This is a genomic window from Streptomyces amakusaensis (assembly GCF_039532665.1).
GTDB lineage: Bacteria > Actinomycetota > Actinomycetes > Streptomycetales > Streptomycetaceae > Streptomyces > Streptomyces amakusaensis.
In genome coordinates this window covers 1-24465 of sequence record NZ_BAAASB010000007.1, presented here as the reverse complement: position 1 = coordinate 24465, position 24465 = coordinate 1, and the positions used below count along the sequence as shown (strand labels likewise).

The following is a 24465-nucleotide window of genomic DNA, read 5'->3' as shown; positions in this document are numbered from 1 at the left end:
GCGGCCGGTGTCCTCAAGGAGCCGGCCGCCGCCCCGACCGGGTCAGGAACCGCCGTTGACCCTGGCCTCGGTCACCGCGCCCGCGGCGACGCCCCACTTGTCGAGGATCTTCTTGTACTCGCCGTTCTTGATGATCGTGTCGAGCGCGGCCTTGATCGCGTCGCGCAGCTGGGCGTTGTCCTTGGCCACCGCGATGCCGTAGGGGGCCGCCTCGACCTGCTCGCCGACGATCTGGAAGTCCTTGCCGCCGCCCGAGGTCTCCGCCGCGTAGGCGGCGACCGGGAAGTCGGCGGAGCCGGCGTCGCCGCCGCCCGCCCGCAGCCGGGTCTGGGCCTCCAGGTCGTTGTCGTACGGCTCGATGGTGATCTTGCCCTTGTCGCCGCACTTCTTGTTCTCGGCCTTGGCGAGGTCCTCGGAGACCGTGCCGCGCTGCACGACGATCTTCTTGCCGCAGAGGTCGGACCAGGCCTTGATGCCCTTGTCGTCGCCCTTCTTGGTGTAGATCGAGACACCGGCGGTGAAGTAGTCGACGAAGTCGACGCCCTCGCCGACCTTCTTGCCGGTGTCCGAGTCGACGCCGTTCTGGCGGTCCTTGGTGTCCGTCATGGCCGACATGGCGATGTCGTAGCGCTTGGAGCGCAGACCCGTGATGAGGGTGTCGAAGGTGCCGTTCTCGAACTCGAACTCCACCCCCAGCTCCTTGCCGAGGGCGGCGCCGATGTCCGGGTCGATTCCCACCGTCTTGCCCGAGTCGTCCTTGAACTCCACCGGCGGGTAGGCGATGTCGGATCCAACCTTGACGACGCCCTTGTCCTTGACCGCCTGGGGCAGCATCGCGTGGAGCTTGTTCTCGCTCGTGGCGGCGGTGGTGGAGGAGCCGCCGGCGGTCTCCTTGGGGCTCCCCTCCTTCGCGTTCGTCTGGTCGCCACAGCCGGTCAGCAGCATGGTGCCGGCGACCGCGATGGCGCCGACCGCGGCGATCCGGGAGTTGAGGGTCTTCCGGGCCTTCTGGGCGGTCGTGCGGCGCGTGGTGCTTGCGGTCATGTTTGAGGTCCTCCGGCGTGTCAGAGAGCTGCCATTTCGTGGTCGTATCCCGATCGCGTCCTCGTCGTCGAGATGCGCGACCTTGAGTGTTTTCGGCATCTTGCCATTCGGACTAGCCCATTCAGGGGGCCACGCATGTCAAAATCGGGTAACGGGACACCCCCGACCCCCCGCCGACGGCGCATCACCGCCGCACCTTTCGCGGGAATACCTCCTTCCGGCCGGAAGTTCTGCTGTGTGCGGCGGTCCCCGGGCTGGAAAAAGCGCGCTTAGCCGACGTGTCCTGAAATCGGTGACGAGTCACGTCCGTATCGGAATATCGACTCGTCCTCGACGGCCCTGGTCGGGTAAGAAGGATCCTTACACCCCTCATCCGGGGCTCAGGGCGCGTGTGCGGCGTGCCCGCGTGTCCGCACCACCACCCCGCAGGGCGGCAGGCCGCCGGCGCGGGGCACGGACACGGTGCCCGCCCACCCTCCTCATCCGGGAGTGGAAACCCTCAACTGATGAAGACTTAAGGGGTAAATCAATGGCAGCGGAGATCGTCAATTCTCGCAGCGTGAGCAGCGAGAGCAGCGAGGGCGACAGCGGTACGGAGAGTGCTCCCGGCGAGCCCTTCGATCCGGCCTTCGCACTCCACCGAGGCGGCAAGATGGCCGTCCAGGCGACCGTGCCCGTTCGGAACAAGGAAGACCTCTCCCTCGCGTACACGCCCGGTGTGGCCAAGGTGTGCAGCGCGATCGCGGAGAATCCGGAGCTGGTCCACGACTACACCTGGAAGTCCCAGGTCGTGGCCGTGGTCACGGACGGGACCGCGGTGCTCGGTCTCGGTGACATCGGTCCGGAGGCCTCGCTTCCGGTGATGGAGGGGAAGGCGATCCTCTTCAAGCAGTTCGGCGGTGTGGACGCGGTGCCGATCGCGCTCGCCACCACCGACGCGGACGAGATCGTGGAGACGGTCGTGCGGCTGGCTCCCTCCTTCGGCGGCGTGAACCTGGAGGACATCTCCGCGCCGCGCTGCTTCGAGATCGAGCGCAAGCTCCAGGAGCGGCTGGACATCCCCGTCTTCCACGACGACCAGCACGGTACGGCGGTGGTGACCCTCGCCGCCCTGCGCAACGCGGCGAAGCTGACCGGCCGCGGGCTGGGCGATCTGCGCGCGGTGATCTCGGGCGCGGGCGCGGCCGGGGTGGCCATCGCCAAGTTCCTGCTGGAGGCCGGTCTCGGCGATGTGGCGCTCAGCGACCGCAAGGGCATCGTCAGCCGTGACCGCGATGACCTGACCCCGGTCAAGCGGGAGCTGGCGGAGCTGACCAACAGGGCCGGGCTCTCCGGCTCGCTGGAGTCCGCGCTGGCGGGCGCGGACGTCTTCATCGGCGTCTCCGGCGGCACGGTCGCCGAGGAGGCCGTCGCGTCGATGGCCCCGGGCGCGCTGGTCTTCGCCATGGCCAACCCGACCCCGGAGATCCACCCGGACATCGCGCACAAGTACGCGGCCGTGGTGGCCACCGGCCGCAGCGACTTCCCCAACCAGATCAACAACGTGCTGGCGTTCCCCGGGATCTTCGCGGGCGCGCTCCAGGTGCGGGCCTCCCGGATCACCGAGGGCATGAAGATCGCCGCGGCCAACGCGCTCGCCGATGTGGTGGGCGACGACCTCGCGGCCGACTACGTCATCCCCTCGCCGTTCGACGAGCGGGTCGCCCCCGCCGTCACGGCGGCGGTGGCGGCGGCGGCGCGCGCCGAGGGCGTCGCACGGCGGTAGTCCTTCCGGCGAGGGGCGGGGCCCGGACCGGCTGTGCGAGCCGGTCCGGGCCCCGCCCCGTCCGTTTTCCCGTTGATGGTTAAACATGTCCGCTGATTGCATCATCTGCACAGGTCAGCACGGTATGGGGCTATTTCTAGCCGATGTCCCAGGATTATTTTCGGCCAATTGCGGGCAGTGCGCCCCGAGGTCCGGCAGGGCCGGTGGACCGGCGGTGTGTCTCACACCCCGACACCGTTCCGTCACGGCGGGTGCGGCCCTAGGGTCGGGCCATGTTCGCCGCCTACGCAGCACGCATCGACCGCGAGAATCCCCTCAACGGCCTGGAGCTGGGCGAGCGCCCGGCCCCCGGGGAGCGTCCCGGGTGGACGACGGTCACCGTCCGGGCCGCTTCCCTCAACCACCACGACCTCTGGTCCCTGCGGGGCGTCGGCCTCGCCGAGGACAAGCTGCCGATGATCCTCGGGTGCGATGCTGCGGGGGTCGACGCGGACGGCAATGAGGTGGTGCTCCACTCCGTCATCGGCCAGAGCGGCCACGGCGTCGGCCCGGCCGAGCCCCGCTCCATCCTCACCGAGCGCTATCAGGGCACCTTCGCCGAACAGGTCTCCGTGCCGACCTGGAACATCCTGCCCAAGCCGAAGGAGCTGAGCTTCGCGGAGGCCGCCTGTCTGCCCACGGCCTGGCTCACCGCGTACCGGATGCTCTTCACCAACGCGGGCGTGCGGCCCGGGGACTCGGTGCTGGTGCAGGGCGCCGGCGGGGGAGTGGCGACCGCCGCGATCGTGCTCGGCCGGGCGGCCGGGCTGCGGATGTACGCCACCAGCCGCGACGAGACCAAGCGCGCGCGGGCCGTCGAGCTGGGCGCGGAGGCCGCCTTCGAGCCGGGCGCGCGGCTGCCCCGCCGTGTCGACGCCGTGATCGAGACGGTCGGCGCGGCCACCTGGTCCCACTCGGTCAAGTCGCTCCGCCCGGGCGGCACTCTGGTGATCTCCGGCGCGACCAGCGGGGACCGCCCCTCGCACGCCGAGCTGACCCGGGTCTTCTTCCTGGAGCTGAGGATCGTGGGCTCGACCATGGGGTCCAAGGACGAGCTGGAGGATCTCCTCTCCTTCTGTGCCGCGACCGGTGTGCGGCCGGTGATCGACGAGGTGCTTCCGCTGGACCGGGCCCGGGAGGGGTTCGAACGGATGGCGGGCGGGGGGCTGTTCGGGAAGGTGGTGCTGGTTCCCTCCTGATCGATCTGTCAACTTTGGTTGACGTCTTCCGCCTGTCAACGTAGGTTGACGGGTATGACGGAAGCGACGGATCTCGCCGAGAGCGCGGGCGACCGCGACCCCCGCGTCGGGCTGCGCGCGGTCGCCGCCCTGCGGCGGCTGCTGGAGCGGCTGGAGGCCATTCAGGTGCGCAGCGCCCGCAATCAGGGGTGGTCGTGGCAGGAGATCGCGGCCGAGCTGGGGGTCAGCCGGCAGGCCGTCCACAAGAAGTACGGGAGGCAGTGATGTTCGAGCGATTCACTCAGGACGCCCGTGAAGTGGTGAAGGGGTCCGTCGCGGTGTCGCGGCGCGCGGGGGACGGCCGCGTCACCGACGAGCACCTTCTGCTCACCATGCTCGAACAGGAGGGCACCCGGACCGCGTTCACCCTGGCGGCCCTCGGAGTCCATGACCGCCGCGCCTCCCTGGAGGCGGCCCTCGCCCGTGCCCGTCGCCGCGCCGGGCTCTCCCGCTCCGAGTCGGACGCCCTCGCCGGCCTGGGCATCGACGTCGACTCCGTCGTCGCCCGCGCCGAGGAGAACCACGGCCCCGAGGCGCTCGGCCCCAGCGGCTCCGCCCGACGCCGCTGGCGCGGCTCCTTCACCCCGGCGGCCAAGGAGACCCTCGTACGCTCCCTCCGCATCGCCGCCGAACGCGGTGACCGCCGCATCGGCGGGGCGCACCTTCTGCTGGCGCTGACGACCGCGCCGGGGGTGGTCTCGGAGGTCCTCGCCGATCACGGTGCGACGTATCAGTCGGTGGCGAGGCTGCTGCCCGGCGGGTAGCCGGGGGAACCGGGCCGGCCGGGGGAGTCCTGGGTGAACATGGCGACCATCGACCGGAAGGCGGCCCGGTAGACGCCCGGGGTGGTGCCGTTGAGGCGCTGGAAGTGGTGGCGGAGGTTGGCGGGGGTGCCGAGGCCGGTGCGGGCGGCGATGTGCTCGATGGGGAGGTCGCCGCGTTCCAGCAGCTGTTGCGCCCGCTCGACGCGGAGGCGCAGCAGGTACTGGAGCGGGCTGAGGCCGGTCTCGGCGCGGAAGCGGCGGTTGAGGGTGCGGACGCTGGTTCCGGTGTGCGCGGCGATCTCCGCGAGGGTCAGCGGGCGGTGCAGACCCGCCTCCAGCCACCGTACCGTCGGCGCGAGCCCGCCCTCCCTGCCGGGGAGTTCGCCCGCTTCGGGCAGCCGGAGGAAGAGCCGCCGGTCCGCCTCCCGCGCCACGGGCTCGCCGTGGTCCTCCTCGATGAGGCGTATCCACAGATCCTTGCCGCCGAGGACCCCGGCCGAGGTGAGGAACGGGCCGTCGGCGACGACGGCGGCCTCCTCGGCGGCGACCTCGACCCGGGGGTGGCGCACGGCCAGCTCCCCGGTGTGCCGCCAGTCGGTGGTGGCCCGGCGGCCGTCGAGCAGTCCGGCGGCGGCGAGCGCGAACGTGCCCGTGCCCACCGCGCCGATCCGGCGGCCCCGTCCGGCGGCGGCGCGCAGCGCGTCGAGCACGGCCGCCGGGGGCGCGTCGCGGAAGCCGCCGTATCCGCCCACGATCACGGTCTCCGCCCCGTCGAGGCCGTCCAGCCCCCACCGCGCCGCGAGCCCGAACGGTCCCGGCCCGGCCGTGGCGCGGAAGCCGGGCCCGGCGCAGACCCTCAGCTCGTACGGGTCCGTCCCGTGGCCGGTGCGTCGCGGGACGGCCCCGAGCAGCAGCCCGGGGGTCGTGAGCTGGGGTCCGGGAACTCCGTCGAGGACGAGAAGGGCGACGACTGTCATGGCCAGAATTTAACCGAGGGTGGCATCGGCGTGGCTGTTTCCGAGCGGTCGGCGGCCCGGAGGATGAAGGGGCGCGCACCGGAGACAAGAAGAGGACCGGACCGCCCGCACCCCACCCGACCTCCCTGAGAAGGATGTTCACCATGGCCAGGCCGATCTCCCCGCAGCAGCACCGGACGACCCGCCCCGCCCGCCGGATCCTGGCGCGTACGGCGGCGGTCGGCGCTGCCGCCGCCCTCGCCGTCACCGGTCTGGCCGGCGGCGCCGGGGCCGTCGTCAACGGGGAGGACTCCACCCAGCGGTACTCGTTCATGGTCTCCGTCCCGCAGACGATGCGGACGCCCGAGGGCACGTTCCAGGGGGTGTGCGGCGGAACCCTGATCGATCCCCAGTGGGTGCTGACGGCCGCCCACTGCGCCGGCCATCCGGAACTCCCGACCGAGCCGACGGGAACGGTCCGCGTCGGCAGCGAGCACCAGAGCAGCGGCGGGACCGTGCGCACCGTCGTCAAGAAGGTGATCCACCCCGACTACGCCGTGAGCGACGCCCCGCGCGGTCACCACGACCTCGCCCTGCTCAAGCTGGACCGGCCGGTCCTCCAGCGGCCCGCGCGCATCGCCGACCGGGCCCCGGAGGTGGGCGAGCGGACGCGGATCCTCGGCTTCGGCAATACGGCCGACGGCCCCGGCTGGTCCTTCGCCGAGCGGCTCCAGCAGCTCGACACCCGCCGGATCGCCGACTCGGCCTGCTCCCCCTTCAAGTCCGGGGCCGAACTGTGCACCGGCTCGACGGTCCCCGACGCCATGGGATGCGCGGGCGACTCGGGCGGTCCGCAGATCCAGCGGATCGGCGGACGCTGGCAGCTGGTCGGGGCGACCTCGGGCGACGGCAACCCCCGGGGCGCCGAGACGAAGTGTGCCGACGGCCCCGGCGTCTGGACCTCGGTGCCCGCGCACAAGGGCTGGATCAAGGAGACGGTCCGGAAGCACCGCTGATCCGGCCCGGTCCGGCCGGTCCGGCCGGGGCTGCTCGGGCGGCCCGCCCGGTCCGGCCGGGGCTGCTCGGGCGGCCCGCCCGGTCCGGCGGCCGGGATACCTTCGTCCCATGCCCGTGGTCGCCCTGCTCGTACTCGACGGAGTCCCCGGACCCCAGCTCACCACCCCGGGCCTGGTCCTGGAGGCCGCCGCCTCCGTCCACCGCCCCGCCCGCGCCGAGCTGCGCGTCTGCTCGGTCCCCGCCGCCGGGTCCGCCGTCGCCACGGCCGGGCCCCTGCCCCTGGACATCGCCGCCCCCTGGGGGCTGGAGGGGCTGGCGGAGGCCGACACGGTCGTCCTCGCGGGCCATCACGGCTTCCTCGCCGAGCCCCCGGCGGCCGTGCTCGACGCGGTGCGCGCGGCGGCGGCCCGGGGCGGCCGGGTCGCCGCCGTCGGCACCGGCACGTTCACCCTCGCGGCCACCGGACTGCTCGACGGCCGCCGCGCGACCACCGAGTGGCACCACACGGCCGAACTGGCCGCCCGCCACCCGCGTATCGAGGTCGACCCCGCCGGGGCGGTGGTGACGGACGGTCCGTTCCCCACCTCGGCGGGCGTCCTCGGCGGGATCGACCTCTTCCTCCACCTCGTCGGCCTCGACCACGGACCGTCGGTCGCCGGGCGGACCGCCCGGCAGCTGATCGCCCCCCTGTACGAGGACGCCGGGGCCACCCGTGAGGAGATCGACCGCGAACTGGCCGAGACCGCCGGTCTGGAGCCCACGATGCGCTGGCTGGAGAGCGATCTCCGCCACTCGCCGACCCACGCCGAGATCGCCGCCCACGCCAGGACCAGCCCCCGCAGCCTCGCCCGCCGCTTCCTCCGGCAGACCGGGCTCACCCCGCGCCAGTACCTGCTGCGGGCCCGGCTGGAGCGGGCCCGCCACCTCCTGGAGACCGAGGACGCGACGGTCGACGAGATCGCCTCCCGTACGGGCTTCGGCTCCCCCGCGAGCTTCCGCCGCCACTTCCACCGGCTGACGGGCACCACCCCGAGGGCCTACCGGGCCTCCCACCGGCGATGAGAGCGCCGCCGGGCGGTCAGGGCGCCGCGTCGGCGAGCAGCTTCAGCGCCAGTGTCCGCGTCTCGGCGTCCGTCTTCCCCGGGCTGCCGGTGCCGAACGGCGGCTCCGGGTCGTACTCCAGCGCCAGCTCCAGGGCCCGGCCCACCCGTTCGTCCGAGAGCCGTGAGGCGAGATACAGGCCCATGTCGATCCCGGCGGAGATCCCGGCCGCCGTGATGATCTTTCCGGACTCGACGAAACGCCCCGGGGTGTCGATCGCCCCGACCTCCTTCAGATAGTCGCGGAGGGCCCAGTGCGTGGTGGCGGGCACCCCGCGCATCAGCCCGGCCTTGCCCAGGATCGCCGCCCCGGCGCAGACCGAGGTGGTCCACAGGGTGTGCCGGTGGGCCCGGCGGACCCAGTCGAGGATCCGGGTGTTCTCCAGTACGGCGTACATGCCCGCCCCGCCGCCGCCCGGTATCACCATCACATCCGGGCGGGGGACCTGGCGCAGCGACTTCGTCGCGACGATCTCCATGTCACGGGTGTCCGTCAGGACCGGCCCGGCCTTCACGGCCACCATCGTCACCTGGACGCCGGGCACCCGGCAGAGCGACTCGTACGGCCCCACCGCGTCCAGGGCGGTGAACCCCTCGTACAGCAGCACCGCCACGTCCACCTGCCCGGGCTTCCGCGCCTCTCCCTCTCTCCCCGCCGACGTCGACGTCTCCGCCGCCGCCGTGCCCGCCGGGATCCCGGCCGCGACCCCCGCCCCCAGCGTCACCCCCGCCGCCGTCCGCAACACCCCGCGCCGGCTCCGCTCCCGCTCACCGCTCATCCCTCAACCCTCCTGATAGCAAGGCGACTTGTGCTTCAGGAGTCGGTCAGGGCCTCGGCCGGGTTCCCGGACGGGCCTACGCCGCCACGAGGCGTCGCAGCGTGGCACGGGCGGGCGGGCCCCAGGTGGACTTGCCGCCGGGGCGGCCGTGGTCGCCGGCGTCCCCGATGAGGAGGCCGCCGAGCGCCCGCAGCACCGCCCAGCCCCGGGCGCGGCGCGCGGTCGCGTCGTCCGCGGCCGGTTCGTAGACCTCGAAGAAGCGGTCGGCCGCGCCGTCCGGCAGCAGTGACCAGGCGGCGGCGAGATCGCAGGCCGGATCGCCCGCGCAGAGATCGCCGAAGTCGATCACACCGCGGAGAGTGCCGTCCCCGGTCAGCACATTGGCCGGATGCAGATCGCCGTGGAGCCACACCGCGGGCCCCTCCCGGTCGGGTGCCGCCAGGGCGTCCTCCCACACCGCCCGTACCCCCTCCGGGTCCTGGATCAGCCCCCGCTCGACCGCCGACGCCAACTGCCTTCCGCACCAGTCGGCGTACCAGGCCAGCGGCCCCCCGCGGTCCCGCCCGGCGGGTGCCTCCGCGGGCGCGGGCCGGTGAAGCGCCGTCAGGAACGCGGCCAAGGCCTCGGCCGCCTCCGTGCCACGCGTCACGGGCTCCCGGTCGGCGGGCTCGCCCGGCACCCAGGTCGTCACGATCCAGGGGCGGGGAAACCGCTCGGACGGCTCTCCGAGGCGCTGCGGTACGGGAATCGGCAGCGGGAGCCGCGGGGCGAGGACGGGCACCCAGGTGTGCTCCTTGCGCAGCAGCGCGTCCGCCGCCTCCGTCGCCCAGGGCAGCCTGACGGCGAGTTCGTCGCCGAGCCGCCACAACTGGTTGTCCCAGCCGCGCGCGCCGAGTTTCACGGGGTGATCGGCCAGATCGGGGTGTTGATCGCGCAGCAGGTCCCGGATCAGCTCGGCGGTGATCCCGGTCTCGGTGTGGGTCATGCGGATCAACGGTAGCCGGGCCGTGTCCGTCTGTACGGCCGGTTCGGCGTCACCGCGAAGCGAGGGCCTCCCGCGCCGCTTCGCGGACGTCCGGGGCCGGGTCGGCGGAGAGGCCGGTCAGCAGCTCGGTGACGCCGGGGGTGGACCAGCGGGCGACGGTCCACGCCAGCTCTTCCCGTACGCCGGGGTCGGGGTGGGCGGCGAGGCGGCCGAGTCGGGCGAGGGGGCCCCGGCGGCGCATCGAGAACCAGTGGAGGGCCTCGCGGAGGGCGGTGGGGTCGCCGGGGTCGCCCGCTGCCGCGATCCGGGCGAGGAGCACTCCGGCGGGTGGGGGCGGGCCGTCGAGGGGGTGGGGCAGGCGCTCGCGGAGACGGCGGGAGCCGTAGCCTCCGCGCACTCGGCAGCCGAAGCAGGTGCAGGGGCGGGTGCCGTGCGCGTCCGGGACAAAGCGCCAGCCGGAAACCTGGGGTGCGGTGCGGACCCGGTGTATTTCGCGGGGGCGGACCGCCCGGGGGACGAACACCTCCCAGCCGCGCGGGTCCTCCAGCGCCGCGATCCGGCGCACCGCCTCCGAGGCGGGGACGGCGGCCTGGGCGTCCAGCAGCCGGTCCCCGTAGCGGCCGACCAGTACGCGCTGCTCGTCGTCCAGCCGGACATGGACGGCCACCAGCCCGCCCCGGCTGCCGAAGCGGGCCAGTTCGCGCAGCCATTGGTGGGTGAGGGTGTACGAGGGGAGCACGGGGAAGCAGTAGACCCCGCGCGCGCCGCCCTGCCCGTGGCCGACCGCCCGGATGCCGGAGCGTCGGATGCGCGGCGCGTTCGCCGCCGAGGTCAGGTGCACGAACATCGCCATGGCCCGGAATGCTAGATGATCGCTTCACCGGTGAGCACCGGTGAGCACCTCGGGGAGCCGGGCCGGCCGGCGGCCCGGCTCCCCGAGGGTTCACGAGTGAGCGCCCGGGGCCCGGGTCATCGCCCGCCGTTCCTCTTCAGGAGGTCGGCGACGATGTGGGTGGCCGCCGTGGCGAGGTGGGCGCGGGCGTCGGCGAGCTGGGACTCGGTGATGCCGTGGTCGCGGGCGGCGTCGCGGATGTCGTCGCGGAAGCGGTCGAGGAGGCGGTCGAGGTCGCGGGCGGGGTCGCCGGTGGAGTCGGCGGGGGCTCCGGGCCAGTCGGGGGCCGGGGCGGCGGGCCCGGGGGCGGTGGGTCTGGCGGGCTTGGTGGTGAGGCCGGTCAGCTGGGCGGTGAGTTCGGAGAGGCCCTCGCGGACGCCGGTGGGCCAGTCGCCGCGGGCGAAGTGGTCCTGGACCTGGTCCTGGACCTGTTTGGCGATGCGCTGCATCTCGCGGCGGGCCTTGTCCTGGGCGTCCTTGGCCTGGCGGCGGGCCTGCTGGGCGTCCTCGCGGGCGCGGCGGGCCTGCTCCTGCCACTCATGGGTGACCTTGCGCCACTCCTCCTTCTCCTTCTCGGCGCGGGGGGAGGTGCGGGTCTCCGCCGCGGCGGCGCGCATCTCGTCGCGCAGCTTCCCGGCCGCGCCGCGTACGTCGTCGCGGATCTCGGCCGCCAGCTCGGAGACGGACTCCCGGATCTCCAGCTCCAGATCGGCGAGTTCGCCGCCGCGCCCGGCCAGCTCCTCGCGGCCCGCCTCGGTGATCGAGTACACCTTGCGACCGCCCTCGGTGGCGTGGGTGACCAGGCCCTCGGCCTCCAGCTTGGCGAGCCGGGGGTAGACCGTGCCCGCCGAGGGCGCGTACAGACCGTGGAAACGCTCCTCCAGGAGGCGGATCACCTCGTACCCGTGGCGAGGGGCCTCGTCCAGGAGCTTGAGCAGATACAGCCGCAGCCGGCCGTGGGCGAATACGGGAGGCATGGTCAGAGCACCTTTCCGGAGGTCTCGTCGCTGCTGTCGGTGTCGCTGCTGTCATTGCTGTCATTGCTGCCGTCGGTGCCGTCGGTGTCGTCGGCGGGCGGCCTGCGCAGCAGCGCGATCGAGCCGGACATCGTGCTGGCGCGCAGGGTGCCGGTGCCCGCGCCGAGGGTGCCGGTCAGTTTCTTGGCGCCCCACTGGCCGCTGACCCGCAGATCGTCGAAGGCGTTGGAGAGAGCGCCGCTCGTGGTGTTGGCCTCCACCTTCGCGTCGGTGGGGTGCGGCAGCCGGATGGCGACCTCGCCGGTGACCGTGTTCAGCTTGATGTCGGCGGGGCTCGGTGTGCTGTCGCCGGTCGCGGCCAGGTCGATGAGCATGTCCCCGCTGACGGATTCCGCCCGTACTCGGGAGCCCGCGCCGCCCTCGATGACGGTCAGATCGCCCGAGACCGACTGGTAGTGCAGCGGGCCCGTGACGGACTGGGCCTCCAGATTCCCGGAGACGGTCTCGGCGGCCACCTCGCCCGAGAGCCGCACCAGGGTGGCATCACCGGTGACGCTGTGGACGGTGGTCCTCCCCCGGACGCCGGAGACGACCGCCGCCGCGCCGACCACGCCGACCTCGACGGAGGCCTCCGAGGGGACGGCGAGGGAGACCGTCACCTCACGGTCGCGGCCTTTTCTGTCGAGCCATTTGACCCAGCCCTTCTCGGACAGATCGGGGTAGGAGACGGTCAGCTTCGAGCCGTCCTGGGTCACGGTCAGCGGCGGGCCCGAGATCCGGGAGACCTCCAGCCGGGCGGGGCCTTCCTCCGTGCCGACGACATTGACCGTCCCATTGACGACATGCACATGGAGCGCTGTCACCGGCTCGTCGAAGGTGAGCCTTCGAGCTTCGGCGACCTCCCACGTCGTCGTCGACTCCACCATGACGTTGACCTCCCCGTTGGACCGGACCGTACGGACCTTGACGCAACATATCGCGTCTTCTGCTAGATACGATATATCGCGAGGAGGGGATGTCAAGGAATCATCCGTCCACGGTTGACCCCCATAAAGCGTCACAGTCGGGCAAACTGCCCTAGCGTGAACCTCATGAACGCGACACCCGTGGGCGCACTGCTGCTCTGCCGGGCCGAGCCCTCCACCGTGCGGCCGGCGGCTCATCTGCTGCGCGAGCGGCAGCTGCTCGCCCCGGCGGGCGACGACTGGAGTGTGCTCGTACCCGAGGGAAAGCCCTGGCGGGAGGCGGGGGAGCAGGTCGACAGGGTGCTCGCCGGGTGGGCGTCGGCGGTCGCGGTGGCCACCAATCGGCCCACGCTGGCCCTGTGGTGGGACGGGGAGCGCGCCGGATTCACCCTCGCCTCGGGGTTTCGGCGGCCGGTCGGCTACGTATGGCTCGCGGACGGCACCCCGGCGGGCGAGAGCGAGGCCATGCACACCTTCGCCGCACGCCTCGGGCTCGACCCCGTACTCGATGTGCAGTCGCTCGACCCGCTCACCAGACCGGACACCGCCTCCGACGCGCGGGCCCGGCTGCTGGGGCTGGTGGCGGTGCTGACCAGGGCCGGGCTGCGGCTGCCCCCGGGGCTGCTGCCCGGCGAACCGGGCGGGCGGCTGCGGGCGACGGCCAGGGCGCTGGGCGCGGAGACGGTGGAGTGGGCGGGGTGGCGCGACGCGGTACGGGCGGAGTTCCACGCCGTGGAGGAGGGACTCGACCACTGGCTGAAGGAACGGGACGACCAGGACCACGCCAGGACGCTGGGCGCGGTGCAGCTCGCGGCGGGACTGCCGCTGGCGCTCTACGGGCTGCGCCGGGGCAGTGCGGGCTGGGTCGCGGCGGGGGCGGTGCTGATGCTGAACGGCGCGGTGGCGCTGCGCCGGCTGCCCTGGGCCGGGCCGATCGCCTGATACCGGGCGACCGGGGCGGCCGGGCAGCCGGGGACGCTGCCGGGAGCAGCGCCCTCAGGGACTCAGTCCTCGTCCTCGTCCTCGTCGTCCAGCCGGGCGAGCCAGGTGGCCAGCCGCTCGACCGGGACCTCGAAGTCGGGGTTCAGATCGACGAAGGTGCGCAGCTGCTCGGCGAGCCACTCGAAGGTGACCTCTTCCTCGCCGCGCCGCTTCTCCAGCTCCTCGATGCCACGATCGGTGAAGTACAAGACATGCTCCTGGGACGGGTGGGGGACTACCTCCTCAGCCTACGGCGACTTCGGGCCCCGCCGGGAGGCCGGAGCCGGACCGGGACGGAGCCCGGAGGGCGTTCGCCGTTCAGACGGACCCCGGCTGCGGTACGTACTGGGGGAGTGCAGGCCCCAGTTGGCCGTCGAGGACGGGGGAACCGTGGACGGACGTGTGCGGCGGATCGAGCTTCCCGGGGGTGCGGTGGTGCACGCCCGGCTCTCCGGCTCCGGCGGGGGGTACGGCGAGGACGACGAGGACGTGGGGTTCGCCGACCAGGCGGCGGCGCGGGTCCGCCAGCTGGACGAGCTGATCCGGGGCGTCGGCGAGACCGTGCTGGCGTCCGCCGTGGCCGCCCGGCCCGACGAGGCGAGCGTCTCCTTCGGGGTCGAGCTGACCGTGCAGTCGGGCGCGGCCCTCGCGGTGCTGGCGGCCGGGGAGGCGAAGGCCTCGGTCCAGGTCACCCTGGTCTGGTACCTGGGCGAGCAGCCGGGGTACGCGCCGTACGGCAGACCCCCGCGCCCGCCGGCCGCCGCGCCACCGCCGCCCACCCCGCAGGCCCCGCCCCGGCCGTCCGCGCCCCCGCGGGCCCCGCGGGATCCCCAGGCCCCGCCGCCCCCGCAGACCGCGCCATGACCGACGCCGACCCGGTCATCGACGCCCTCACCCGGGCCGCGACCGTCCACCTCCACGCGCCGGGCGCCGCCGACGGGCCGCACGCCCTGTGGGGCAGCGGCTTCTTCGTCGCCCCCGGATGGGTCCTGACCTGCGCCCATGTCCTCGCCCCGCATCTGCGCGGCGATCGGGCGCTGATCTTCGGCGTCACCGGCAGCGAGGTGAACGGCGGCCGGCCGCTCGCCGCCCGCCTCGAACGCTGGCTGCTCGACGGCGACCCCCGCCCCGAGCAGCGCGTACCCGTCGAACAGGACCTCGCGCTCGTCCGGGTCATGGAGGACGGCGTTGAGCACGAGTGCGTCTGGCTCACCGACCGGACCGACCACCCCGGCGGGCGCGGCGTGGTCCAGGGCTACCGCCCCGAGGACGGCGGGCGGCCCGTCCGCTGGAAGGCCACCGCGAAGATCAACGGCTTCGACGACGACTACGGCCTGCGCTTCCGCCCCGAGGCCGAGTTCCCCAAGGGCGGCTCCGGCTCCCCCGTGCTCGACGTCCACACCGGCGCGGTCGTCGGCGTCCTGAAGTCCCGGCGCACCGGGCGCGACGGCGGCATGGCCATCGCCGCCACCGCGCTGCGCCGCTTCGGGCCCCTCTACCAGCCGCTGATGGCCGCGCACGACCGCTGGCACGGCCTCTCCCCGAAGATCACCGGGCACAACTGGACCGAGCGCCAGCAGCAGCTGCCCGGCGCGGGCGTGCACACCGGCGGCGACCAGTGGAGCCCCCGCGACCGCCGCGAGGCCCTCTCCCTGCTGGCCGGGGTCGCCCCGCCGGACGGCATCCGGCCCGTCGTGGAACTCGCCAAGAAGGCCCGGGGCGGCGTCGCCGCACCCCCCGGCCAGCTCCTCCCGTACGCCTGGCGCGACGGCCACGGACTGCTGTACGAGGCCGGTCAGCCGGTCGCCGCGATCGCCGCGCTCCACTACCTCCAGCTGGTCGTCGAGTACGAACGCGGGCGCGGCGGCGAGCCCGCCCCGCTCGCCGAGTGGGTCGCCCGGCGGCTCCAGGACGTGCCCCGGATCGTGCACACCGTGGTCACCCAGGCCACCCTGCCCGCAGGCATCGGCCGCCCGCTCGCCACCGGCGGCGGCCGGCACCGCATCGTGGTCCGCTACCCCCGGCCGGGCGACGGCTCGGCCGTGGTCATCGTGGAGCTGGAGCGCGTCATCGCGGCAGCCGCCGTCCGCTTCTACTGGCGCATCCGCGTCGACGACGGCCACGATCTGAACGAGCCGCTCCACGAGGAGCAGACCGGCGACGGCATCCCGCCCGAACAGCTCGTACGGAGACTGCGCGAACCGCTCGCCGAGGTCTTCGCGCTGGTGGACGCGGACGGTGCGCCCGCCCCGCTGGAAGTCGCCCTGCCCGCGGACCACTTCGACACCGCCGTGCACCGCTGGCAGCTCACCGAGATGGCCCGTCTCCATCAACCGGCGTATGTCGGCGTACGGCGGATGGTGGTGCTGCGTGATATCGCCAGACGAGGTGAACCGGACAGTGTCTGGGTGCGCCGCTGGCGCGCGATGGAACGCGCCGGAGCCCCTACCGCACTGCGCACACCCCCGCACCGACAGGTCCCCAGACTCCGCCACTTCGAGGGAACCGCGCCCTCCGCCGTCCCGGTGCTGTGCCGCCCCGCCGGAAGCGGAGTGGGCCGGCGGGCGATCGGCATGGCCCTGGAGACCGGGCACGCGGTGGCGCTCTGGCACACCGACGGCCACCCCGAGCAAGGCTGCGCCGACTTCTGCGAACGCCTCCACGACGGCGCGGCGCGCTTCCTCGCCCAAGCCGCCGACGTGCTCGAACTCCCCGAGCGGCTGCGCCGCGTCCGGGACGACATCAGCGGATCGCGGAACGGCGGACACTGGGCGGAGGGCATCGCCATGCTCTACGACGACCCCGGCCGGCCGCTCCCCGCCGACGAGGACGGACCCGTCGACTCCCCATGAGGAGGGAGGCGTTCCTTATGGAGAGACGTACGAGAGATCGCCGCCGACGGCCATGGGACGGCGGCGGCCTGGGTACATATCCGGCGTTGTCCGCCACCGGTTCACCGACCCACCGGCCGTCAACGAGGAGCGAGCGATGGACGACTGGCTGATCTACCGGGGCGTCGGCGCTCCGGACCCCGACCGCATCCACACCCTCCCGCCGCCCCCGCCCTGGCGCGCCTTCTCCGGGGAGCCGCTGCCCGACCCCGTACCCCCGATCGACGCCTCCTCCACCCGCCGGCTCGGCTCCCGGGTCAGCGCCCCGCCCGCGCAGGACGCCCGGGCGCTCGACCTCATCAACGCCGCGCTCTATCTGCGCCGCCCCCTGCTCGTCACCGGGGAACCCGGCTCGGGGAAGTCCACGCTCGCGCACTCGGTCGCCTACGAACTGGGGCTCGGCCGCGTCCTCCAGTGGCCCGTCGTCAGCCGCACCGAGCTGAAGGACGGCCTCTACACCTACGACGCCATAGGCAGGCTCCAGGACGCCCAGCTCGCCGAGCGCGAGCAGCGCGAACCCGACGACATCGGGCGCTACATCCGGCTCGGACCGCTGGGCACCGCGCTGCTGCCCACCCGGCGGCCCCGCGTCCTGCTCATCGACGAACTCGACAAGAGCGACATCGACCTCCCCAACGATCTGCTCAATGTGGTCGAGGAGGGCGAATTCGCCCTCCCCGAGCTGGAGCGCGCCGCCGACCGGCCGGGCCAGCGCGAGGTCCACGTCCTCAGCCACGACGGCCGCCGGGTGCCGGTCCGCGACGGCCGGGTCCGCTGCCACGCCTTCCCCTTCGTCGTCATGACCAGCAACGGCGAGCGCGACTTCCCCGCGCCCCTGCTGCGCCGCTGTATCCATCTCCATCTGGACCCGCCGCGCGACGAACGGCTCGCCGCGATGGTGCAGGCGCACTTCGGGGCCGGGGCCGACGAGGGCAACCTCGATCTGATCAGCCGCTTCACCAGCGAGGACGGCGACGGAGAACTCCGGCCGACCGACCAGCTGCTGAACGCGATCTACCTCACCCAGCACACCGTCCGGGCGGATCCGGCGCGCCGCGAGGAGATCGCCGGCCTGCTGATCCGCCCCCTCGACACCCGCCAGCGGTGACCGCGATGACTCCGCCGGGAGACTCGGCCCAGGGCCGCCGTTCCGTCCCTCGCGCAGACTTCGCCCCGCCACCGGACCGGTCCGGGCCGCCCCCGCCCGCCGCGACGGCTCTCGTCGCGCTCGTCGCCCGGCTGCGCGAGGCCGAGCTGGGCCCCACCGCCGAGGAGATGGCCGACGCGCTCTGGCTGGCCCGGTACGTACCCCCCGCGCCGCCCGCCGTCGGACCCCCGCCCCACCTGCCGGGACGGACGGCGGACGGCGGCGGACACCCCCCGCCCGGCGGGCCCGAACCGGGCGCTCCCCCGGCCTTCCCCGCGCCGCCCGCGCCCCGCTCGCGGGTCGGGCTCTACGCCTCCGCCCGGTCGGCCGCCGCCCACGGCGTCCTCCCCGACCAGGCCATGCACCGCGTCCCCGTGCCCGCCCCCGCGGCCCTGCCGGACGCCCCCGCGCTGGAGCGCTCCCTGCGCCCCCTCCAGCGCTACCGCCCCCCGATGCGCCCGGTCCGCCGCGAACTCGACGAGAGCGCCACCGCCGACCACGCCGCCGACACCGGCCTCGTCGTCCCCGTCCTGTCCACCGTCCGCCGCCGCGAGGCCCGGATCGCCCTCGTCATGGACGAGTCCAGCTCCAACGCGGTCTGGGCCGACGCCCTCGAAGAGCTGCGCCAGGTCTGCGAGCGCGCCGGAGCCTTCCGCGAGATCGCCGTCCACCGCATCCGCCCGGACGACCCGCCCCCCACCCAGCTCGGCGACCCCACCGGACGGCAGCTCACCCTCGTCCTCAGCGACTGCGCCGGACCGATGTGGCGCAGCGGCCGGATGCAGCGGCTGCTCCACACCTGGGCCTCGACCGCGCCCGTCGCCGTCGTCCAGCCGCTGCCGCAGCGCATGTGGGGCCGCACCCATCTGCCCGCCGTCCCCGGACTCCTCAGACGCCGGGAGGGGCCCGCCGGACGGCTGGAGTTCACCCCCGGGCGCGGCACCCCCGTACCCCGGGGCATCCCCGTCCCCGTGCTCGCCCTGCGCCGGACCTCCTTCGAGTCATGGACCCGGCTGATCGCGGGCGCGACCGGCCAGACCCTCGGCGCGGCGGCCGGGATCGTGTTCCGCCGCCACCGGCCCGCGACCGCCCGCCCCCGCCACACCCGGCGCGCCGCCCCCGCCGAGCGGGTCAGGGCCTTCCGCCGCAGCGCCTCCCCGGCCGCCGCCCAGCTCGCCGTCTACCTCTCCGCCGTCCCGCTGACCCTGCCGGTGATGCGGCTCGTCCAGCGCGCCATGCTCGCCCGCAGCGGCCCCGACGTCCTCGCCGAAGTCCTCCTCAGCGGACTCCTGCGGCGCGAGGACCCCGACCCCGCCACCGCCTTCGACGACGACACCGCCCCCTCCTACGCCTTCCTCGACGGCGTACGGGAAGAACTCCTGGAGCGGCTCGGCGCGGGCAGCGCGGCACTGGTCCTCAAACACAGCTCGGAGTACGTCGAGTCCCGCTACGGCCGCACCGTGCGCAACTTCCCCGCCATGGCCGCCGCCTTCCTCACCGGCTCCGTCGACCCCCACCCCACCGGCCCCACCGGCCCCGACTCCCACCGGCTGTGGCCCTTCGCCCAGGTCTCCGCCCAGGTGCTGCGCAGCCTCGGCGGCGGCAACCGGCCCGCCGCGCCGCCCGCCCGGCTGCCGAGCGAGGGCCCCGCCGGACTGGTCGCCAGGGCCCGCGCCTGCCTCGCGCACTTCGGCGAGCACGGCACCGTACGGGACCTGGACGCCGCGATCCGCCTCCTCGGCTCGGCGACCCAGGCCGAGCGGCGCACCACCGAGCGCGCCGGGCTCTACGACGAACTCGCCGACGCGCTGCTCCGCCGCTGGCTGGTGCGCCCGCTGCCGGAGGATCTGCCCGAGGCGCTCGACGCCGCGCAGAACGCGATCTCCGGCGGCCCGCCCAGGGCCCATCTCACCCTCGCCAGGGTCCTGGAGGCCCTCGCCGAGGACGTCGCCGGCGGCCGGCTCAGCCCCAAACTGGTCCCCGAGTGGGCCTGGATGCAGGCGGGCGAAGAACCGGAACCCGTCGCCGCCGTCCTCCTCTCGGCCGCCGACGCGGCCCTCGCCGAGCTGACCGACGCCCCGCCCGGCTCCCCCGGCGGCCTGCGCGAATCGGCCGCCACCGCCCGCATCCGGGTACTGCGCCGCCTCGCCGTCCTCGGCGCGCCCCACGCCCTGCGCGGCCCCGCCGCCCCCGGCGACTGGTTCACCCAGCTGATGACCACGGCCCTCGGCGTCGTACGCCTCCTCGTCGAGGCGAGCCTCCCCGACCCCCTGGCCGACCTCCGCACCGACGAGCGCCACGAGTCCGCCCTCCTCGTCCGGGGCGCGCTCCACCTCGAACTCGCCCGCCACCACCGGGGCGAAGGCCCCGTCCGGCCGGCCCGGGAGGACCCGGCGGCAGCGCGCGCCCACGCGGAGCGCGCCGGGGACGATCTGTACACCGGCATCGACGGCATCGACTGGGACGCCGTCGACCAGCGGGAGCTGTGCCGCGCCTGGCTCGACTACGCCGACGCCATCGAGTTCGCCGACGAACGCCCCGACGACGACACCAGACTCCGCATACTCCAGGCCCTGGACCAGGCCCGCCGCAATGTCGGCGACGACGAGGCGGCCCAGGCCCACATCCTGCTGCGCATGGCCCGCCTCCTCGAACAGCGCTACACCGCCACCGGCAGCTGGTCCCACCGCGACTCCGCGATCGCCGCCTGGACCGAGGCCCTGCCCCTGCTGCCCCGCGCCGACCCGGGGCGTACGGCGGTGCTCACCGCGCTCGGCCGGCAGCTGACCGAACGCGGCGCGGACAAGGACACGCCCGCCGACGTCCACACGGCGGTACGGGTGCTGCGCGCCGCGATCGCCGCGACCGCCGCCGCCGACCCGGAGCTGCCGCGCCGCCGGGCGCTGCTGGGGCAGGCGTACATCGAACGCTTCCGCGCGGAGGGGCGCGTCGCCGACCTCCACGAGGCGGACTGGGCGCTGGGGGCCGCCGCCCGCGCCGCCGCCGATCCGGAGCTGGCCGGGTACGCCTGGTGGTACCGGGCGCTCGCGTCCGCGCTGCTCGCCGCGCGCACGGCGGCACCGGAGCCGCTGCGGACGGCCCTCGCCCACTACCGGAAGGCCGAGGAGGACGGGCCCGAGGGGCTGCTCGCGGGCGCGATCACCGCCCAGTGGGCCAGGGCGGGCCGGCTGGAGCGCACGGCGGGCCCGGAGCGCGCGCTGGAGGAGCACCGGGCGGTGCTCGCCCTCCTCGACCAGGCCCGCTCACCGGCCGGCGGCCTCATCCGGCAGGAGGTCGCCCGCCTGGAGTCCTGAGCCCCCGCCGGGCACGGCCGAGGGGCCGGCACCTTTCGGCACCGGCCCCTCGGAAACGCTCCTCGCCCGGATGTCAGGCGTCGAACACCTCACTGACCAGCTGCTGCTGCTCCGCCTGGTGACGCTTGGCCGAACCCACCGCCGGGGACGAGCCGTGCGGGCGGGAGATCCGCCGCAGCCGCTCGCCGTGCGGGACGTCCGCGCCGACCGCCAGGTCCAGGTGGTCGATCAGGTTGAGCGCGATGAACGGCCAGGCACCCTGGTTCGCCGGCTCCTCCTGCGCCCACAGGTACTTCTCGGCGTTCGGGAACTTGGCGATCTCGGCCTGGAGCTCCGCACCCGGCAGCGGGTACAGGCGCTCCAGACGGATGATCGCGGTGTCCGTGATGCCGCGCTTGACCCGCTCGGCGTCCAGGTCGTAGTAGACCTTGCCGGAGGTGAAGACGACCTTGCGCACGGCCGAGGGGTCCACCGAGGAGTCCCCGATCACCGGACGGAAACCGCCGGTGAGGAACTCCTCCGCCTTCGACGCCGCGGCCTTCAGACGCAGCATCGACTTCGGGGTGAAGACGATCAGCGGCTTGTGGTGCGGGTTGTGGACCTGCCAGCGCAGCAGGTGGAAGTAGTTCGACGGCAGCGTCGGCATGGCGACCGTCATGTTGTTCTGCGCGCACATCTGGAGGAAGCGCTCGGGGCGGGCGGAGCTGTGGTCCGGCCCCTGGCCCTCGTAGCCGTGCGGCAGCAGCAGGGTGACGCCGGACGTCTGTCCCCACTTCTGCTCGGCGGAGGAGATGAACTCGTCCACCACGGTCTGCGCGCCGTTGACGAAGTCGCCGAACTGCGCCTCCCACATGACCAGCGCGTCCGGGCGGGCCAGCGAGTAGCCGTACTCGAAGCCCATCGCCGCGTACTCGCTGAGCAGCGAGTCGTACACGTTGTAGCGGGCCTGGTCCTCGGTCAGGTAGAGCAGCGGGGTGTAGTCCTCGTTGGTCTCCTGGTCGACCAGGACCGCGTGGCGCTGTCCGAAGGTGCCGCGGCGGGTGTCCTGGCCGGAGAGCCGGACCGGGGTGCCCTCCATCAGCAGCGAGCCGATGGCGAGGGTCTCGCCCATGCCCCAGTCGATCGTGCCGTCCTCCACGGAGGAGGCGCGCCGCTGCATCTGCGGCATCAGCCGCGGGTGCACCGTGACGTTGTCGGGGATGTTGACCTGGGACTCGGCGATCCGCTTCACGACCTCCTGGGAGATCGCGGTGGTGACGGCCACCGGGAATTCGGCCTGCGCGTCCGGGACGAGCGTCGGGGACGGGTGGCTGGTGGCCTCGCGGACCTCCGCGAAGACCTTCTCCAGCTGGCCCTGGAAGTCCTGGAGCGCCTGCTCCGCCTCTTCCAGCGTGATGTCGCCGCGACCGATCAGGGACTCGGTGTAGAGCTTGCGCACCGAGCGCTTCTTGTCGATCAGCGCGACCATCTGCGGGTTGGTGAACTGCGGGTTGTCGCCCTCGTTGTGACCGCGGCGGCGGTAGCAGATGAGGTCGATCACGACGTCCTTGTTGAACGTCTGGCGGAACTCGAAGGCGAGCCGCGCGACGCGGACACAGGCCTCCGGGTCGTCGCCGTTCACATGGAAGATCGGCGCCTCGATCATGCGGGCCACATCGGTGGCGTACATCGAGGAGCGCGAGGACTCCGGGGCGGCGGTGAAGCCGACCTGGTTGTTGATCACGACGTGGACCGTGCCGCCGGTGCGGTAGCCCCGCAGCTGCGACATGTTCAGCGTCTCGGCCACGACGCCCTGGCCGGCGAAGGCCGCGTCGCCGTGAAGGGCGACCGGCAGGACGGTGAAGTCCGTGCCGCCCTTGTTGATGACGTCCTGCTTGGCGCGGGCGACACCCTCCAGGACCGGGTCGACCGCCTCCAGGTGGGAGGGGTTGGCGACCAGCGAGACCTTGATCTGCTCGCCGTCCAGGCCGGTGAAGGTGCCCTCGGCGCCCAGGTGGTACTTGACGTCGCCGGAGCCGTGCATCGACTTCGGGTCGAGGTTGCCCTCGAACTCGCGGAAGATCTGCGCGTACGACTTGCCGACGATGTTGGCCAGCACATTCAGCCGGCCGCGGTGGGCCATGCCGATGACGACCTCGTCCAGGCGCGACTCGGCGGCCGAGTCGATGACCGCGTCGAGCAGCGGGATGACGGACTCGCCGCCCTCCAGCGAGAACCGCTTCTGGCCGACGTACTTCGTCTGGAGGAACGTTTCGAACGCCTCGGCGGCGTTCAGCCGGCGCAGGATCCGCAGCTGCTCCTCGCGCTCCGGCTTGGAGTGCGGGCGCTCCACCCGGTCCTGGATCCACTTGCGCTGCTTCGGGTCCTGGATGTGCATGAACTCGATGCCGGTGGTGCGGCAGTACGAGTCGCGGAGCACACCGAGGACATCGCGGAGCTTCATCAGCGACTTGCCGGCGAAACCGCCGACGGCGAACTCGCGCTCCAGGTCCCAGAGCGTCAGCCCGTGCTCGGTGATGTCCAGGTCGGGGTGCTTGCGCTGGCGGTACTCCAGCGGGTCGGTGTCGGCCATGACATGGCCGCGGACCCGGTAGGAGTGGATCAGCTCGAAGACCCGCGCGGCCTTGGTGACGTCGTCGTCGTGCGAGGCGTCGATGTCCTTGAGCCAGCGGACCGGCTCGTAGGGGATCCGCAGCGCCTCGAAGATGCCGTCGTAGAAGCCCTCCTCGCCGAGGAGGAAGTTCGCCACGACCCGCAGGAACTCGCCGGAGGCCGCGCCCTGGATCACCCGGTGGTCATAGGTCGAGGTCAGCGTCATGACCTTGGCGATGCCCAGCTTGTTCAGGGTGTCCTGGGAGGTGCCCTGGAACTCGGCCGGGTAGTCCATGGAGCCGACGCCCATGATCACCGACTGGCCGGGCATCAGCCTCGGCACGGAGTGGACGGTGCCGAGCCCGCCGGGGTTGGTCAGCGAGACGGTGACTCCGGTGAAGTCGTCCATCGTCAGCTTGTTGCCCCGGGCGCGGCGGACGATGTCCTCGTACGCCTGCCAGAACTCGAAGAAGTTGAGCGTCTCGGCCTTCTTGATCGCCGCGACGACGAGCTGGCGGTCGCCGTTGGGCTTGACCAGGTCGATCGCGAGACCGAAGTTGACGTGCTCCGGCTTGACCAGGGTCGGCTTGCCGTCCTTGACCGCGAAGGAGTAATTCATCGCGGGCATGGCCTTGAGGGCCTGCACCATCGCGTAGCCGATGAGGTGGGTGAAGGAGACCTTCCCGCCCCGGGCGCGCTTGAGGTGGTTGTTGATGACGATGCGGTTGTCGAACAGCAGCTTCACCGGGACGGCGCGCACGGACGTGGCCGTGGGCACCTCCAGCGAGGCGTTCATGTTCTTCGCCACGGCGGCGGCGGGGCCGCGCAGGGTGACCAGCTCCGGGCCGTCGGCGCTCGCGGGGGCCGCCTTGGCCGGGGCGGCCTTGGGAGCGGCGCTCACGGGCTTCGGCGCGGCGGCGGCCGGCGCGGGGCTCGCGGCCGGTGCGGCCGGGGCCGCCACGACCGGGGCGGGCGCGGGGGCCACGGGCGGGGCCACCGGGGCGGCGGCGGGCGTCGCG

20 protein-coding genes are annotated in these 24465 nt (G+C 73.5%); 11 read left to right on the top strand and 9 right to left on the bottom strand.

Annotated features, from left to right (window positions below; translation table 11 throughout):
• Positions 1-42: 42 nt before the first annotated feature.
• Entirely contained in the window at positions 43-1044 is a 1002-nt protein-coding gene (locus ABD371_RS14105) for an ABC transporter substrate-binding protein (RefSeq protein WP_344476619.1), read from the bottom strand.
• Between the two features lie 529 nt (positions 1045-1573).
• On the opposite strand from ABD371_RS14105, the gene ABD371_RS14100 reads away from it, so the two are divergent.
• The 4 genes from ABD371_RS14100 to ABD371_RS14085 all read left to right on the top strand — a co-directional run bounded on the left by ABD371_RS14100 (position 1574) and on the right by ABD371_RS14085 (position 4850).
• Complete coding sequence (locus ABD371_RS14100; RefSeq protein WP_344476617.1) at positions 1574-2809, top strand: NAD(P)-dependent malic enzyme; 1236 nt, start codon at positions 1574-1576, stop codon at positions 2807-2809.
• A 272-nt stretch (positions 2810-3081) separates the two neighbouring features.
• Positions 3082-4047 (top strand): zinc-binding dehydrogenase, encoded by a 966-nt coding sequence (locus ABD371_RS14095; RefSeq protein ID WP_344476615.1) that lies wholly within the window; start codon positions 3082-3084, stop codon positions 4045-4047.
• 54 nt (positions 4048-4101) lie between these two features.
• Positions 4102-4311, top strand: a complete 210-nt coding sequence (locus ABD371_RS14090; protein WP_344476613.1) for a helix-turn-helix domain-containing protein — start codon at positions 4102-4104, stop codon at positions 4309-4311.
• Positions 4311-4850, top strand: coding sequence for a Clp protease N-terminal domain-containing protein (locus tag ABD371_RS14085; RefSeq protein WP_344476611.1), 540 nt, complete (start codon positions 4311-4313; stop codon positions 4848-4850). Before ABD371_RS14090 ends, ABD371_RS14085 begins: the two co-directional genes overlap by 1 nt.
• Here the strand turns inward: ABD371_RS14085 and ABD371_RS14080 are convergent.
• Entirely contained in the window at positions 4817-5827 is a 1011-nt protein-coding gene (locus ABD371_RS14080) for a GlxA family transcriptional regulator (protein WP_344476609.1), read from the bottom strand. The two genes, ABD371_RS14085 and ABD371_RS14080, sit on opposite strands and share 34 nt — an antisense overlap.
• Before the next feature lie 143 nt (positions 5828-5970).
• On the opposite strand from ABD371_RS14080, the gene ABD371_RS14075 reads away from it, so the two are divergent.
• Entirely contained in the window at positions 5971-6822 is an 852-nt protein-coding gene (locus ABD371_RS14075) for a S1 family peptidase (RefSeq protein ID WP_344476607.1), read from the top strand.
• A gap of 109 nt (positions 6823-6931) precedes the next feature.
• A complete protein-coding gene (locus ABD371_RS14070; protein WP_344476605.1) occupies positions 6932-7885 on the top strand; it encodes a GlxA family transcriptional regulator in 954 nt (317 codons plus the stop codon).
• A 16-nt stretch (positions 7886-7901) separates the two neighbouring features.
• Here the strand turns inward: ABD371_RS14070 and ABD371_RS14065 are convergent, their stop codons facing one another.
• The 5 genes from ABD371_RS14065 to ABD371_RS14045 all read right to left on the bottom strand — a co-directional run bounded on the left by ABD371_RS14065 (position 7902) and on the right by ABD371_RS14045 (position 12482).
• The gene (locus ABD371_RS14065) at positions 7902-8702 is read right to left on the bottom strand and encodes a DJ-1/PfpI family protein (RefSeq protein WP_344476602.1); all 801 of its coding nucleotides are present in this window, start codon (positions 8700-8702) and stop codon (positions 7902-7904) included.
• 76 nt (positions 8703-8778) lie between these two features.
• Positions 8779-9687 carry an aminoglycoside phosphotransferase family protein gene (locus ABD371_RS14060; protein ID WP_344476600.1) on the bottom strand — a complete coding sequence of 303 codons (909 nt, stop codon included), beginning with the start codon at positions 9685-9687 and terminating at the stop codon, positions 8779-8781.
• Positions 9688-9736: 49 nt separating this feature from the next.
• Positions 9737-10540, bottom strand: coding sequence for a HEAT repeat domain-containing protein (locus ABD371_RS14055; RefSeq protein ID WP_344476598.1), 804 nt, complete (start codon positions 10538-10540; stop codon positions 9737-9739).
• Positions 10541-10656: 116 nt separating this feature from the next.
• Positions 10657-11556, bottom strand: coding sequence for a PadR family transcriptional regulator (locus tag ABD371_RS14050; RefSeq protein ID WP_344476596.1), 900 nt, complete (start codon positions 11554-11556; stop codon positions 10657-10659).
• Between the two features lie 2 nt (positions 11557-11558).
• Positions 11559-12482 (bottom strand): DUF4097 family beta strand repeat-containing protein, encoded by a 924-nt coding sequence (locus ABD371_RS14045; protein ID WP_344476594.1) that lies wholly within the window; start codon positions 12480-12482, stop codon positions 11559-11561.
• Positions 12483-12647: 165 nt separating this feature from the next.
• Between ABD371_RS14045 and ABD371_RS14040 the strand changes: the two genes are divergently transcribed.
• On the top strand, positions 12648-13463 hold the full coding sequence (locus ABD371_RS14040) for a hypothetical protein (RefSeq protein ID WP_344476593.1): 816 nt from the start codon (positions 12648-12650) through the stop codon (positions 13461-13463).
• A 62-nt stretch (positions 13464-13525) separates the two neighbouring features.
• Here the strand turns inward: ABD371_RS14040 and ABD371_RS14035 are convergent, their stop codons facing one another.
• Positions 13526-13711: a DUF6104 family protein gene (locus ABD371_RS14035; protein WP_064729792.1), complete on the bottom strand. Its 186-nt coding sequence runs from the start codon at positions 13709-13711 to the stop codon at positions 13526-13528.
• A 181-nt stretch (positions 13712-13892) separates the two neighbouring features.
• On the opposite strand from ABD371_RS14035, the gene ABD371_RS14030 reads away from it, so the two are divergent.
• From ABD371_RS14030 to ABD371_RS14015, 4 genes are all read left to right on the top strand, one after another.
• On the top strand, positions 13893-14366 hold the full coding sequence (locus ABD371_RS14030; protein WP_344476588.1) for a CU044_2847 family protein: 474 nt from the start codon (positions 13893-13895) through the stop codon (positions 14364-14366).
• Positions 14363-16354: a VMAP-C domain-containing protein gene (locus ABD371_RS14025; RefSeq protein WP_344476586.1), complete on the top strand. Its 1992-nt coding sequence runs from the start codon at positions 14363-14365 to the stop codon at positions 16352-16354. Before ABD371_RS14030 ends, ABD371_RS14025 begins: the two co-directional genes overlap by 4 nt.
• 136 nt (positions 16355-16490) lie before the next feature.
• Positions 16491-17501 (top strand): AAA family ATPase, encoded by a 1011-nt coding sequence (locus ABD371_RS14020; protein ID WP_344476584.1) that lies wholly within the window; start codon positions 16491-16493, stop codon positions 17499-17501.
• A 5-nt stretch (positions 17502-17506) separates the two neighbouring features.
• Positions 17507-20854, top strand: coding sequence for an SAV_2336 N-terminal domain-related protein (locus tag ABD371_RS14015; RefSeq protein WP_344476582.1), 3348 nt, complete (start codon positions 17507-17509; stop codon positions 20852-20854).
• Between the two features lie 73 nt (positions 20855-20927).
• Here the strand turns inward: ABD371_RS14015 and ABD371_RS14010 are convergent.
• The coding region (locus ABD371_RS14010) for a multifunctional oxoglutarate decarboxylase/oxoglutarate dehydrogenase thiamine pyrophosphate-binding subunit/dihydrolipoyllysine-residue succinyltransferase subunit (protein ID WP_344476580.1) at positions 20928-24465 on the bottom strand (3538 nt) is incomplete at its 5' end.

Excerpts from the sequence above, each read along its gene's own strand:
- ABD371_RS14105 (WP_344476619.1), bottom strand. The coding sequence starts at position 1,044 with ATGACCGCAAGCACCACGCGCCGCACGACCGCCCAGAAGGCCCGGAAG.
- ABD371_RS14100 (WP_344476617.1), top strand. The coding sequence starts at position 1,574 with ATGGCAGCGGAGATCGTCAATTCTCGCAGCGTGAGCAGCGAGAGCAGC.
- ABD371_RS14095 (WP_344476615.1), top strand. The coding sequence starts at position 3,082 with ATGTTCGCCGCCTACGCAGCACGCATCGACCGCGAGAATCCCCTCAAC.
- ABD371_RS14090 (WP_344476613.1), top strand. The coding sequence starts at position 4,102 with ATGACGGAAGCGACGGATCTCGCCGAGAGCGCGGGCGACCGCGACCCC.
- ABD371_RS14085 (WP_344476611.1), top strand. The coding sequence starts at position 4,311 with ATGTTCGAGCGATTCACTCAGGACGCCCGTGAAGTGGTGAAGGGGTCC.
- ABD371_RS14080 (WP_344476609.1), bottom strand. The coding sequence starts at position 5,827 with ATGACAGTCGTCGCCCTTCTCGTCCTCGACGGAGTTCCCGGACCCCAG.
- ABD371_RS14075 (WP_344476607.1), top strand. The coding sequence starts at position 5,971 with ATGGCCAGGCCGATCTCCCCGCAGCAGCACCGGACGACCCGCCCCGCC.
- ABD371_RS14070 (WP_344476605.1), top strand. The coding sequence starts at position 6,932 with ATGCCCGTGGTCGCCCTGCTCGTACTCGACGGAGTCCCCGGACCCCAG.
- ABD371_RS14065 (WP_344476602.1), bottom strand. The coding sequence starts at position 8,702 with ATGAGCGGTGAGCGGGAGCGGAGCCGGCGCGGGGTGTTGCGGACGGCG.
- ABD371_RS14060 (WP_344476600.1), bottom strand. The coding sequence starts at position 9,687 with ATGACCCACACCGAGACCGGGATCACCGCCGAGCTGATCCGGGACCTG.
- ABD371_RS14055 (WP_344476598.1), bottom strand. The coding sequence starts at position 10,540 with ATGGCGATGTTCGTGCACCTGACCTCGGCGGCGAACGCGCCGCGCATC.
- ABD371_RS14050 (WP_344476596.1), bottom strand. The coding sequence starts at position 11,556 with ATGCCTCCCGTATTCGCCCACGGCCGGCTGCGGCTGTATCTGCTCAAG.
- ABD371_RS14045 (WP_344476594.1), bottom strand. The coding sequence starts at position 12,482 with ATGGTGGAGTCGACGACGACGTGGGAGGTCGCCGAAGCTCGAAGGCTC.
- ABD371_RS14040 (WP_344476593.1), top strand. The coding sequence starts at position 12,648 with ATGAACGCGACACCCGTGGGCGCACTGCTGCTCTGCCGGGCCGAGCCC.
- ABD371_RS14025 (WP_344476586.1), top strand. The coding sequence starts at position 14,363 with ATGACCGACGCCGACCCGGTCATCGACGCCCTCACCCGGGCCGCGACC.
- ABD371_RS14020 (WP_344476584.1), top strand. The coding sequence starts at position 16,491 with ATGGACGACTGGCTGATCTACCGGGGCGTCGGCGCTCCGGACCCCGAC.
- ABD371_RS14015 (WP_344476582.1), top strand. The coding sequence starts at position 17,507 with ATGACTCCGCCGGGAGACTCGGCCCAGGGCCGCCGTTCCGTCCCTCGC.